The 13,042-nt window shown below is 40.9% G+C and carries 8 protein-coding genes and 1 pseudogene; 4 read left to right on the top strand and 5 right to left on the bottom strand.

The window, feature by feature from the left end; genetic code table 11:
* The first annotated feature begins 272 nt into the window (after positions 1-272).
* The gene (locus tag PCY09_RS06385) at positions 273-1,508 is read left to right on the top strand and encodes an MFS transporter (RefSeq protein WP_125396899.1); all 1,236 of its coding nucleotides are present in this window, start codon (positions 273-275) and stop codon (positions 1,506-1,508) included.
* A gap of 151 nt (positions 1,509-1,659) precedes the next feature.
* Here PCY09_RS06385 and PCY09_RS06380 read toward each other — a convergent pair whose 3' ends face one another.
* The 4 genes from PCY09_RS06380 to PCY09_RS06365 form a co-directional block, all read right to left on the bottom strand.
* A complete protein-coding gene (locus PCY09_RS06380; RefSeq protein ID WP_125396898.1) occupies positions 1,660-6,393 on the bottom strand; it encodes a glycoside hydrolase family 70 protein in 4,734 nt (1,577 codons plus the stop codon).
* 63 nt (positions 6,394-6,456) lie between these two features.
* Positions 6,457-7,350: an XRE/MutR family transcriptional regulator gene (locus PCY09_RS06375; protein WP_081105994.1), complete on the bottom strand. Its 894-nt coding sequence runs from the start codon at positions 7,348-7,350 to the stop codon at positions 6,457-6,459.
* Positions 7,351-7,731: 381 nt separating this feature from the next.
* Positions 7,732-8,625 (bottom strand): zinc metalloprotease HtpX, encoded by an 894-nt coding sequence (gene htpX, locus PCY09_RS06370; RefSeq protein ID WP_008808500.1) that lies wholly within the window; start codon positions 8,623-8,625, stop codon positions 7,732-7,734.
* A 1-nt stretch (position 8,626) separates the two neighbouring features.
* Complete coding sequence (locus tag PCY09_RS06365; protein WP_012000000.1) at positions 8,627-9,196, bottom strand: LemA family protein; 570 nt, start codon at positions 9,194-9,196, stop codon at positions 8,627-8,629.
* 215 nt (positions 9,197-9,411) lie between these two features.
* Between PCY09_RS06365 and PCY09_RS06360 the strand changes: the two genes are divergently transcribed.
* The 3 genes and pseudogenes from PCY09_RS06360 (at position 9,412) to rsmG (ending at position 12,105) form a co-directional block, all read left to right on the top strand.
* The gene (locus PCY09_RS06360) at positions 9,412-10,014 is read left to right on the top strand and encodes a TetR/AcrR family transcriptional regulator (RefSeq protein WP_061601497.1); all 603 of its coding nucleotides are present in this window, start codon (positions 9,412-9,414) and stop codon (positions 10,012-10,014) included.
* Between the two features lie 13 nt (positions 10,015-10,027).
* Positions 10,028-11,313 (top strand): annotated as a pseudogene (locus tag PCY09_RS06355) (MFS transporter).
* 78 nt (positions 11,314-11,391) lie between these two features.
* Complete coding sequence (gene rsmG / locus PCY09_RS06350) at positions 11,392-12,105, top strand: 16S rRNA (guanine(527)-N(7))-methyltransferase RsmG (protein WP_045634254.1); 714 nt, start codon at positions 11,392-11,394, stop codon at positions 12,103-12,105.
* A gap of 75 nt (positions 12,106-12,180) precedes the next feature.
* Here the strand turns inward: rsmG and PCY09_RS06345 are convergent, their stop codons facing one another.
* The gene (locus PCY09_RS06345) at positions 12,181-13,041 is read right to left on the bottom strand and encodes a CPBP family intramembrane glutamic endopeptidase (RefSeq protein WP_061601499.1); all 861 of its coding nucleotides are present in this window, start codon (positions 13,039-13,041) and stop codon (positions 12,181-12,183) included.
* Position 13,042 lies beyond the last annotated feature (1 nt).

Below are 13,042 nucleotides of genomic sequence, written 5' to 3'. Positions count from 1 at the left end.
TCTCTAGCTTACTAATTTCAACAACTTCCATCAAATTCGTTGAATATATGCAACATTTTCTGCTTCTTAAATCTTTTATTTTATACTGAAACTAGAAAGAGCTCTCGCAAGTCACTTTTAGAACCTGACCACTTACCTAAGAGACTTGACCACTTGCGGAAAAGCTATTGAAATCAAGACTTTTCCTGCTATAATCAAAACTATCAAGGCCTTGTAGTTATTGACTATTTTTGAAAAATCTTTCAAACCATTCATTACTAAAGGAGATTTTTATGAAACTTGCCTTACGGAATAAATTATTTTCTTTTATTAGCCTCTCCCGAATCTTCAACACTCTGGGAGCTTCTATTTTCAATATTGTTTTTGTTGTATTTGCCTCCAGCATGCCTAGCCCCAAGTTTGCTATTGCTGTTGCTAATTTTATTGTCCTGGTTCCGACCTTCTTTACTATTTTCGTCGGCATCAAAGCAGATAAGACCATCCATAAAGCTCGCTGGCTGATTCATTTTGGTTATGTACAAGCCCTGCTATTTGTTCTTGTCGCCTTTATGACTCGCTCTAGCTCATATCTAGCCTTTTCAGTGGTCTGCTTCATGAATATTCTTTCTGATATTATCAGCGACTATCGAAGTGGTCTGCAAATGCCAATTTTGAAAAAGAACATTCCCGAGCAAGATCTAATGGAGGCCTTCTCCTTTACCCAGCTTATCAGTTTTCTTTGTAGTCTAGCTGGTCAGGCTTTAGGAGTTTGGCTCTTAGCGATCAGCCAGCAAAACTTTTTCCTAGTCGCTTTAATCAATTCTTTAACCTTCCTACTCTCCTCTACTACCCTCTATCTAGTCCGACGTCGATTGACCCATGATCCGGTAACCATTTCTGAGAATAAACCTCCTCTCAAGGAAGAACTGAAAAAAATGTATTCATCTTCCAAACTCATCTTTGAGCAGGAGGGATCTAACAACTTTCTCAAGTTGCTGGCTCAAATCTTGGTCATTAACGCTATGGCGGGTTCGCTTATAGCACTTTATAATCTCTATTTGCTAGACAACCCCATCTTTCATCTATCTTTTAGCCAGTCGCTCTTGATTCTTCAGACGACGCTTGTCCTAGCTATGATCATTGCTAGTTTGACTCCCAACGATTACTTCAGCCGTCTATCACTAAATCAGCTCATCATCTGGGCTGCTGTTATGATGATTCTGCTTGCTATCAGTAACTTCTTACATCTGCCCGTTTTCGTCGGTATTATTTTTGGATTTTTTCTTGCTTATGCTTCCGGCAAGATCAATCCCAAAATCAACACCCTCTTGCTAAGTAAGCTACCTTCCGATGTTCTCGCTCAGACTTCCAGCTTTCTGAGTTTGCTCTTTTCCTTCTCCGTTCCTCTGGGAACTATGATTTTCTCAAGTCTAGCTCTTTGGAATATGAATGCTAGCTGGCTAATTTTCAGCTTTATCGGCGTGATTGCTCTGCTCTTATCTATTGAAAAAAAGAATGAGATAAAATAAGTCAGATGAATGCAATTCTATTGACTTTGAGTTAAAAGCAGTCTTATTTTAGACAGTAAAAAACGACAACTTCCAAATAAGGAGTTATCGTTTTTTTTGAGTCATGGAAAGCTAAAAGATCAAGTGTCATTTAGCTTATGCTCTTTCTTGATTAGTTTCTGCCAAAGCGTCTGCCTCTACCATTTCGGTCAAAGTACATCCAGGTTCCGTCTTCTAGACGAATCCATTTGTTTCGAACCATATCACCTGACTTCGGATCAAAGTATCGTTCAGCACCATCAACATAGACAACTTGGCCCTTGACCTGCTTACCATCTTGGCCGAAGTAGAGAACTTGATTGTTGATTGTCTTAAGACCCGTTACAGCTTTTCCGTCTTGGTCAAAGTAATACCATTCATTTTTAGCACCTTCTGCAAATTTGTTGACGGCCATCTCACCTGAATTGGCATCAAAGTAACGGATGGATTTATCATCCAAAGTCACTACTTGACCCTTGACTTGCTTGCCATCTTGGCCGAAGTAAAGAACCTGTTTGTTGATCGTTTGAAGACCTGTTACAGCTTTGCCATCTTGGTCAAAGTAATACCATTCATTTTTAGCGCCTTCTGCAAATTTGTTGACGGCCATCTCACCTGAATTGGCATCAAAGTAACGGATGGATTTATCAGCCAAAGTCACTACTTGACCCTTGACCTGCTTGCCATCTTGTCCAAAGTAGAGAACTTGCTTGTTAATTGTCTTAAGACCTGTTACAGCTTTGCCGTCTTGGCCAAAGTAATACCATTCATTCTTTGCACCTTCCGCAAATTTGTTGACGGCCATCTCGCCTGAATTGGCATCAAAGTAACGGATAGATTTATCAGCTAAAGTCACTACTTGACCCTTGACCTGCTTGCCATCTTGGTCAAAGTAAAGAGTTTGCTGACCAATCTTTTGAAGACCTGTTAGAGCGACACCATCTGCTCCGAAATAGTACCAATCACTTGGATTGTCACCCTGAGCAAAACGATTCATGACAGCATTTCCTGAATCCTTGTCAAAGTATCGAAGTTTGCCATCCTTAGCACGTACAACCTTGCCCTTAACTTGATAACCATTTTGGTCAAAGTATTGCTGGCCATCGCCTATCTTGACAAGCCCGCGAGCCATAACACCTTTGTCGTCAAAATAACGCCAGTTTTGGCCATCAGAAGTGTAGTAACGGTTGAGAACCTTGGCACCAGTCTTATCATAGTAGTACTGATTGCCATTTTCATCTTCTTGTAAAGCATCACGCAACTGAACCCCATTCTTCATGAAGTAAAGCTGCTTGCCATCAATCTCACGAGCTCCTGTTACTAGATAGCCTTGATTATCAAAGTAATACCAATTGCCATTTTCATCCTGGATAAAAGTGTCTTTAGCTTGATTACCACTAGTTGAATAGAACTTAAAGCCATTTGTGTCTTTTACAAATCCTGTGGAAGCTTCTTTATTGACCAGCTGTTTAGGTAATGCTGTCTCTCCATTCTTGTTAGACAGGTATTCTTTGCTTCCCCAGTCTTTAAGAACATAGTAAGCACCACGACCTAAGATATTGGTTCCGTTGAAGTACTTAGCCGACCACTTAGTAATCTTCTCGTCCGTTGTCATCTTTTGACCATTGGAAATCTGTACTCTTTCAAAGATTTCTGGATACTTAGCTTTAAGCTCATCTAGGAAGGCCCCACCATACTTACCTTGGTAGTCGGTCCCATTGGTCTTACTATTAGCTACATAAAGTTTTTCTTTTATTTCTGCGCCTTCACGATAGGTTCCGTAGTTATTGACACGAGTTGCCGTTACCACTTCCTTACCTGGCAGGTTGTAGATTTGGTCTGGCACCCAGTCCGCAATGGCTTGGATATTGACACTGTGAAGAGCACGGAGAGCATTGAGCAGGTCATCTAAAGAACCATATTTATTGTTCTTGCTCATTGCCATATCATAGCGATCTTCAAAGGCATAACCATTTTGGATGATAGAATCTAGGAAAGTACCATCTTGGCTAGATACATACTGAGGCGGCAGCTCAAATGAAGTCACTCCCCATTCCTTGAAGAGGTTGACATTTTTAGCAATGACTTTATTGGTATACTGGTCATCGCGAGTTGCAAAGTCTTGGAAATTAGAGAAGCCTTCGTAAATCAGCTGTGAATCAAGAGCGGGACTAGATTCATAAACCTGACCGCTAGCATTTTTCTTCTTGCTGGCTGTTACACGAGCATCCTGATTCTCTTTAGCACCAACTGGTACCCAAACAGCCAGATAACCAGAAACTTGGACATTGCTGTAGCCTGCGATATCATTCATATCAAAGGTCAAAATACCATTGGCATCCGTCTTCTTCCAGAGCGATTGTGGCACTTCTTCGTCAGTTAGATAGCGAGAAATGCCATCTTTGGTCGTCAAGAGCACAGGACGGTAGTATTGATTCTTATGGGCTGCTCCCATATTGACTTGCAGTTTATCCCACTCGTTCAGTTTAAGATTCGGGTTGTTAGAAGCAATAACTGCCATCCCTTGGGTACGGGTTTCTGCTGTACCTTCATCCGTAGCCTCATTAGCACCAGTACCGTAGCGAACAGAAGTCAAAATACCATTGTAAGACCATTTATCAGCCTCGCGAGGCACACCCATATATGTTACCTTCATGTCCTGTCCACCAGCTACATACTTAATCCGAGCACGCAACAAGGCATCAATAGCGTCATGGTATGGAGATTTTTTCTCCATGTATTGGCCGTCATCAGTATAGAGGTCGCCATAGTAGACCCGAGTGATAGAGTCTTTATTGGAGAGCATGAGAGCATGGGCAGTTGGGATATTGAACTGCGTATACTTCTTGTCTGCCTTGCGCATATCTTCGTTGTAGATCTTGAAGGCTTGCTTGAGCTCATCCATGGTAAAGGTCAAACCATCCGTATTTGGATTGATATTTTCTCGGATGATGTCGGCAATAACGGTTTGTACTTCACTATCATGAGCCCGAACAAAGATATAGTTGGCCATCCGCTCGCCATTTTTCTTTTCAGTAGAACGGTCATTCAGACTGTTCGTAATCGTTGGCTCTACACCACTACGGATAGAAAGCTTACGCATGAACGAATAAAGCAAGGACAAGCGTAGCTTGTTATCAATTGCTAGTTGAGCGCCCTTGGTATCCTTATTATAATCAGGATCGTTATCAGACCAAGCCTCCAAGATAGACAGATGCTTGAGGGCTTCTTCTTCACTCTCTCCAACCTTGTAGCGAGACTTGAAGTAGTCAGATGCGATTTGGAGCAAATCTGCGTTGACATTGTCCACCGCATCAACACGAACTCCGTCAAAGTTAGCAGTTGGATCATTGGCTACGATGCTTCCAAAGTTCATCATATAGTGGAGCCAGTTAAGTTGCTCAGCTTGAACAGCTGGATTAGAGTTATCAAAATCATTGGCTAATAGGAATTCATAACCACCATTTGACTTGTCGATGAAGTATTTAGGCGTACCGGTCTGGCTGGTTGGTGTGCGGTTAAGCAGACGATATCTAGAATTGGCATGAGATGTCTTATCACTATTTGTATAGAGTAGAGCCCCACCTTGCAGATGGTCCTTGTTCGTCCCAGTTGTTTCAGATTCTGTCTTGATATTCCAATTTGGCTGAGTTTTGACAAAAGCACTCATCAGAGTTCTCAACCATTTCGTGTCGCCTTCTTTACTAATTCTTTCTTCGATTTTTCGCTGTACCTGCTGAACAGCATTTGTTAAAAGAACTTGCTCGGTCTTGCTTTCAAAGGCACCGATCCCCAGATTTTCTTGATTCATATAGTTGAGGTAATTAATCTGAGTCCGCTTGTCAGGCCACCAAGCCATTAAAAGGGGACGCAAGTCTGTTTCTGTCGAGGCCGTCCATGTTTTTCCATCTTTTAAGATGAACTTTGGACGATACCAGCTATCTGCTGTCAAATAGCCATCTACAGTCTCAATATCCTTGTCAGTCGTACCATAAAAAGCATTCTTTTGGGTGAATTCATTATTAAGACTGCTGGTTCCTTGCTGGAACTGATATTCATTTGAATCAACCAAAGCCCCGGTTTCTGCATCAAAATAAAGAATTTTTCCGTTTAGCTCAACAGCAAAGTTTTTCTTAACTGAGCCATCATCCTGAACATAGTATTTCTTACCATCAATCGTCTTGATATGGGCCAACACATCGTCATCATGCTCAGTATTTACCGGCGCCGCTTGTGCTTGAGCAGCCAACATTTTTTCGGTTATTGATTCTTTTCTTTGGGCAGGTTCTGGCAAATGACCTTTCTTTGGTGTCGCTATAATCTTGTCAGAAACGGTAGCTTTTGCTACATTTTCGGTAGTTTTTTCTTGATCATTGCCTCTACTTTCTTGTTTAGCCTGTGGTGTAGCTTGAGTTTTGTCAGTTGCCTCAGCCTGATCGGCTACTTTAGGCTCTTGGGAGGAATCATTCTTTTCAGAAGAGTCATCACTTACTTTCTGAGTCAATTCCTGTCTGGAGTCAGTTCTTGTAGTTTCAGCTTCTTTATCCTGTTGCGTCGTCAGTTCCTTAGCTGTTGGATTGGTTGCCGCACTAGCTTGATAAGTTTCTTTGCTAGAAGAAGCCTGTTCTTTTGCTTCCAGCTGAGAAGGTTCAGCTCCTTTATCTGAAATAGCTTGCTCCGTGTCCTTGCTCTGAACAGCGGACTGTTCTTTTACATCGGCCACTTGATCAGCATCATCCGCATAGATCACATCTGATTCAAGCCCTAAAGCCTTTGGAGCCACAAGAAGGGCCAGGGAAGTAACAGCAATCGCTACCCAGTTCTTCTTAACCTTATGCATTTTATAATGAACTTTTTTCTCCATCATAAAACCTCCTTCTGAAAATAGTATAAAGTTTTACCCTTATTTTAATCTTTTTCAGAGGAGGTTCTATTCTATTTGCAAATCTGCAACTACTGTTAGTTGAATTCGCTCAAATTGTTCTTTGAGTTTTTGAGCAACACCAAAAGAATCTAAATATTCAAAAGTAGACAAACATTGTTCGATATCATTGCGAGCGTGAGGATTGCCAACCTTATAAGAATAAAGAGCCTTATGATATTTGATCAGCACCCGGTCATAAAGATCCGTCTCAGGGATTTTTGTATTATCAATATAATTAAGAAATTTCATAGCTACTTGTAAATGATTGTCCTCTATACAAGCACCTACAACATTAAGTAACATCTTAATAATCCGTCGACGATTCTCCGGCAGGTTATTGTAAAATTGAGTGCGGTTAATCATTTCACTGGCAAAAGTTTCCAATGTTTCTAAGGTCAATAGGTTCACACTGTTTGTAAAGAGCCAAAGCTCATAGCGGCCCCATTCTTCAACAGAAAAGAGGTAATCAGTCAAAAACTCAATATCTCCCTTACTGACTTGATAGTCTGGATTATAGGAAGTTAAGGTAGCCCTGATCACAATGGTATTTAACTTGTAGTTCTTTTTTTCTGGAAATTCTTGAGCCATGGCTTCAGAATTAGCTAAAATACTTTCTAATTTGACGATATTATTCTCACGTTGAGCCTCAGAAAGTTTTTGAGACAACACAACATCATCAGCTTCCCTATAATTATGATAAACATACTGAAATTCAGCCAAAGAGACCGACATGTTCCTGAGGCAACTATAAAAAGAATCAACTGTAAGGCTACTAATCCCTCGTTCATATCGAGACAGCTGGGCAACAGAAATATCACCTGCCGCCACTTCTTTGAGGGACATATTCTTTGATTCTCTAATGATTTTTAAAATTTTTCCCGACGACTTTACGATAAGCATACCTCACTTGCATATATGTAATAAAAATCTATTTTTAATATACTAGTCCTATTTTACAGTTATGTTAAGGGCTGGCAACAAAAGATTTCTCAGTAATTCCAACCTATTAAATTCGATACTAAAACACCTGAAAACGTGGTATTATAAAAGACTTTTTGCTAATCTCCGTCAATAAAAGATATCTAATCTTGTTTGTTTTCCTTAGTCAAAAGGAAGAACTGCACATACCAGGTAATTAACACTTACACAATTCATCAGCTAATCTCATCCTTTTTGTTTTGCGACCACTCTGGCTGTAAGGTTGATCATACTATCTACAACTACATTCCTCCTCAATTTGAAGCATTGTCATAATAAAAAAACTGAGAAAAATCCCAGTTTTTACATTTTTCTTAATCTTTCTACCCGCTCAGAGATTGGTGGGTGAGTGTAGAAAAGTTTTTGCAGACCACCTTTTTTCTTCGGATCGCTAATATACAAGGCTGCACTAGCATCATCCACATGTCGATGCATGGGCTCACTATTATCTAATTTTTGCAGGGCTCTAATCATTCCTTGAGGATTTCTAGTCAGCTCAACACTTGAAGCATCTGCTAAAAATTCACGCTGACGGGAAATGGCCAACTGAACCAAGGTAGCTGCCAAAGGTGCTAATATAATCGCAATTAATGAAAAGACTAACATTAAAAGACCAAGACCACTATCATCATCACGGTCATTCCTTCTTCGTCCTCCACCATACCACATCATCCGACCAGCAATACTAGAAATCATAGTAATAGCACTAGCTAGGGCGACTGCAATAGTTGAAATACGAATATCATAGTTGCGAATATGACTAACTTCATGCCCTATGACACCTTCTAATTCCTCGCGATTCATCAGTTTTAAAAGACCAGTCGTCGCTGCGACAGCAGCATTTTCAGGATTAGAACCCGTCGCAAAAGCGTTGGGAGAATCATCTTCCACAATATAAACCCTAGGCATTGGAATCTGAGCAACCATCGCCATATCTTGAACAATATGATAAAGTTCAGGTGCTTCTTGCTCAGACACTTGGCGAGCACCATTCATGGACATGACTACCTCAGTAGATTGAAAAATCATCGTGATCGCATAAATAAGGCCAATAATGAAGGCAATAATCACCCCACCCAGAGGAGAATTCATCCAAAGATAGCCAGCAGCCGCTCCGATAAGAGCTAAAAGAGCAAAGAAGGCGACCAAGAGAAACCAGGTCCGCCTTTTATTTGCAGCAATTTGTTCAAATAACATATTACTCACCTAAACCATTGCTACCAAAATCAACTTTAGGCACAGCTTTTTCTTCTTCAGGAGTAGACAAGAAATCAGCAGGTCTAAAGGCAAACATTCCAGCAATAACATTACTTGGGAAAGCTTGCAACTTCACATTATAGTTACCAGCAACAGAGTTATAAAGCTGGCGTGAGTAAGAAATCTTATTTTCAGTGTTTGTCAATTCTTCTTGCAACTTCAAGTAATTCTCATTTGCCTTCAAATCAGGATAACTTTCCGCAACAGCAAAAATTCCTGAAATCTGACGAGTCAAAGCATCGCTGGCCTTCATCGCATCGGCAGGCGAAGAAGCAGACGCCACTTGAGCACGTAACTGAGTCACTTTTTCCAAAGTAGCTTGTTCATATTTCCCATAGCCTTTAACAGTTTCAATCAAGTTAGGAAGCAAGTCATTCCGACGCTTAAGTTGAACATCGATCTGACTCCAAGCTTCTTGAGTCTGCATACGTGCACGAACAAGTGAATTATAAACAGAAATCACAAACAAGACTATAACGACAATAACTGCAATAGTAATAATAAATGACATAAGAAGTCTCCTTTTTAACAACATTGTAGGAATGGAATAGCCACTGTAAGTCCCCATCCCTAAGAGATATGAATAAACAGAAAATCTACTGTTTTAGTCATTATATCAAAATTTTGAAAAAGTGGCTAAATTATTGACAATCTTTTACAAAAAGAGTAATCTGTAGATAGAAAACAATCGACCGACGGTCGGTTGATAAACTTCAGGAGTTTCTCATGGCAAATAAAAAGGAATTTATCTTAGATACCGCAGAAAAAATGTTTGTAGAACAAGGATTTGACCAAACTTCTATCGCTCAGATTCTAGATGCAACCCAGATTGCAAAAGGAACCCTCTATTATTACTTTATTTCAAAAGAAGAGATTATGGATGCCATCATTGAACGTTGGATTGATCAATCTTTTGAGCAAGTGCGCATTTGGGTGGAGCGAAAACAGCTTCCAATACTTGAAAGATTAATGGGTGCTCTAGCTTCATTGAATATGCAAAAAGATGGCCAAGAACTTCTAGACCACTTACACGCGCCCCAAAACGCACTTCTTCACGAAAAAACCAATCAAATCTTATTGAGCAAGGTTCCTGAAATCCTCTATCCCCTTTTTCAAGAAGGCTTTCAAACAGGCGAGATGCAAACGACTTATCCTTACGAGAGTATCGAGATGATGCTAACTTACTCCTTGCAGATTTTTAACAGCTCCTTCCAGAAATTAGACCAAGCAGAAAAAAATCATAAAATTCAAGCTTTCATCTACCTATTAGAGAAAATTTTTCAAACAAAAGAAGGGTATTTTGCTTCTTTGGCACAATTAATCCACTAAAGGAGGCTCCTGTATGAAACATAGTGGCTTTAAAATTTATCTCCTGATATGGCTAGGAACTTTTATTTCGGAAATCGGAACAGGTATGACTTCTTTTGCACTAGGAATTTACATCTACCAGCTGACTGGTCAAGCTGCTTCTTCTGCCCTAGTCACCCTTTGTGCTTTTTTACCCGGGCTCTTAATGACTCCCCTTGCAGGGATTCTAGCCGATCGTTATGACCGTCGTCTTCTAATGGCTCTGGGTGATGGTCTATCAGGTCTGGGAGTCCTCTGGATTTACTTTAGCTTACAGACTAGCCAACCCTCCCTACTAAACATTTGTCTTGGTGCTGCAATCAGTTCTGTATTCTCCGCTTTAGTGAACCCAGCTTTTCGAGCCACTATTTCCGACCTGGTTCCTGAAGACCAGATTTCCAAGGCAACCGGTCTGTCACAGATCAACGGCATCGCTCGTTATCTCATTTCCCCTAGTCTCGCTGGACTGATCTTAGCTCGGGGGACCATCGGTCAGATCCTCTTAATTGATTTTTCAACTATTTTTGTAACTGTCATTTGTAGCCTAATCGCTCGCCGTCACATCAAAACTCCGAGAAAGTCTACACCTCATCCTTTCTGGAGTGAATTTATACGAGGCTTTCAGATTATCCATGAAAAGAGAGGAATCTGGCTCTTGGTTTTACTAGGAACGGCTTTTTCTTTCTAGGCACTGTTGAGATTTTGCTTTCTCCTATGATTCTGGGCTTTGCCTCTAGTCAGGAAGTCGGCTGGACAATGGCCGTTTCCAGTAGCGGTATGCTCCTTGGCGGACTTATCTTAGGAATCTTTTCCATTAAAAGGCATTTTCATTTGATTCTTAGTCTGTCATTAGGTTTACTAGGAATCTTTATGGCAGGTATGGGCAGTAAAGAAAACCTAGTCTGGATTTGCTTTTTTGGCTTCTTACTGTTTATGTCTCTGCCCTTTGCGAATACGGCTATTGATTATTTGATTCGCTTAAATATAGATAAGAGTGAACAAGGGAAAGCCTGGGGGACAATCGGCATCATCTCTCAGTTTGGCTACGTCATCGCCTATGCTAGTATGGGCTGGGTGGCCGATAGCTTCTTTAAACCACTACTTCTACCTAAAGGAGCATTATCCACTTGGCTCGGCTCCATCATCGGAATAGGAAGTGGCCGAGGTTATGGACTTCTTCTCATCCTTGCAGGTTTTTGTATCAGTATTAGTGCACTCTTTCTCTACCGCCAACCCGCAATAAAGGAGCTCGAATACGTTTCTAAGATTAATCCGGAATGATACAAAAGATCCCCTCTTGAACGGGGGTCTCCTTTTTATGATATAATAGGATGAATACTGACAAACAAGGATGAAACTATGACACCGCAAGAATTTTACCAGCTATTGGGCCAGCATGGAATCGAGCTGACCGACCGCCAGAAAGATCAGTTTGAGCTTTATTTTGAACTCTTGGTCGAATGGAATGAAAAAATCAATCTGACAGCTATCACCGAGAAAAATGAAGTCTATCTCAAGCATTTCTATGATTCAATTGCCCCTGTTTTACAAGGCCTGATTGACAATCAAGAGCTTAAGCTGCTGGATATCGGAGCCGGTGCTGGCTTTCCCAGTCTCCCTATGAAAATCATCTGCCCTCAGCTGGATGTGACCATCATTGACTCGCTCAATAAACGAATCAACTTCCTCAAACTGCTGGCAGAAGAGATCGGGCTGGACAAGGTTCACTTCTACCACGGTCGTGCAGAAGACTTTGCTCAGGATAAGGCCTTTCGAGCTCAATTTGACCTGGTCACTGCCCGTGCAGTCGCTCGCATGCAAGTCCTGTCTGAACTGACCATTCCCTATCTAAAAGTTGGCGGGAAATTGCTGGCGCTCAAGGCTTCCAATGCTCCGGAGGAACTGGATGAAGCAAAAAACGCCCTCAACTTACTCTTTAGCAAGGTCCAAGACAACCTCAGCTATGCCCTACCAAACGGCGACCCCCGCTTTATCACAGTGGTAGAAAAGAAGAAAGAAACCCCCAACAAATACCCCCGCAAAGCCGGCATGCCAAACAAAAGACCATTATAAGAAGAAAAGCAAGCAATTCAGAAATTGCCTGCTTTTTAAATGTCTCGTTGAGATTAGTTGAAAAAATCCGATGTACTAAAGAACTTCGTTACGCGATCGCTTTCGTATTTGATAGATGATCAAAAGCACCAAAAATGACAAGGTCTGAGCCACGGTGATTCTAAGACTCAATAGCTGATCCACTCCGCCTTTTGACAGAACATGAAGCAGATTAACCACCGTATTATTAACAAAATGAACGGCCATCCCCATATAAAGGCTGCCTGTCATCTTGGCCATAAGAGCAAACTGAAAGCCAATCAGAAAACTAGTGAGAATTAAAATCAAACTATTAATGCAGAAGCCTGTCAAGCTCATTTCCCCATCGAGAAAACTTCTGAATGGCCCCATAATATGCCAGAAGCCAAAAAGAAGATTGGAAAAAAAGGCTGCTTTCAAAAAGCTGTATTTTCTTTCAAAAACTTTTTGAAAAAGTCCACGGAAGATTCCTTCTTCCATAAGGACATTGATGAGATTGCCCGCCAGACAGATCAACAGAAAAAGAAAGTCCCTTTGTTGACCGATATTACCACTGACTGAATAAGCAGATACATAGAAATCAAGTCCTAAAAGATTGCCTTGACTCAGCAACAAAGTGATTTCTATAAGATAAGCTAAGGCAAAAAACAGACTCCCCCAGACTAGACCCAAACTAGCATAAGGGAACAAACCTTTTGTCCCAAAGCCGATCTGTTTTGAATTCAAACCATAGAAATGCAAAGCCGAAACCAGTAGCATTAGCCCCAGAAGCTTGTGGACAAATGATTCTCCCCAGAATGTCTGATCTGTCCTCAAAATCAGGTATTCTGCAATCCGCAGTATAAAGCAAACCAGATAAATAACCAAAACAAGCTGAATCTGTATCCTGTATTCTTCTTTCATTCTCTTGTTTTCCATA

It is taken from the genome of Streptococcus sp. SG2 (assembly GCF_030439925.1).
Classification (GTDB): domain Bacteria; phylum Bacillota; class Bacilli; order Lactobacillales; family Streptococcaceae; genus Streptococcus; species Streptococcus gordonii.
The sequence above is the reverse complement of the archived record's forward strand: the minus strand, read 5'-3'. Positions and strand labels throughout refer to the sequence as shown.